The 327-nt window shown below is 39.4% G+C and carries 1 rRNA gene; it reads right to left on the bottom strand.

From position 1 onward, the window contains the following. Window position 1: 1 nt before the first annotated feature. A 5S ribosomal RNA gene (gene rrf, locus H5157_RS20760) occupies window positions 2–116 on the bottom strand. Between the last annotated feature and the right edge of the window lie 211 nt (window positions 117–327).

Genomic DNA, 327 nt, shown 5'->3' with positions numbered 1-327 from the left:
AGCCTGGTAATGTCCTACTTTCACATAGCAAATGCTACACTATCATCGGCGCTGTTTCGTTTCACTACTGAGTTCGGCATGGAGTCAGGTGGGTCCAAAACGCTATTGTCACCAAGCAAATTAGGGCGTTAATTCGTATATCTACGCATTAACTGAATTTGGAAAATATCTGATAATATTTTTTAAGTCTTTCTAAGTAATTTCTACTTTAGTCATATTAACTTCTGTCAAACTGTCGCATAAAACGCGTTTGGCGTTGTATGGTTAAGCCTCACGGGTAATTAGTACAAGTTAGCTTAATGGCTCACACCACTTCCACATCTTGCC

It is taken from the genome of Pseudoalteromonas sp. SG43-3 (assembly GCF_014164385.1).
Taxonomy (GTDB): Bacteria; Pseudomonadota; Gammaproteobacteria; order Enterobacterales; family Alteromonadaceae; genus Pseudoalteromonas; species Pseudoalteromonas distincta.
Note: the sequence above shows the minus strand (reverse complement) of the source record. Positions and strands in the feature narration are given on the sequence as shown.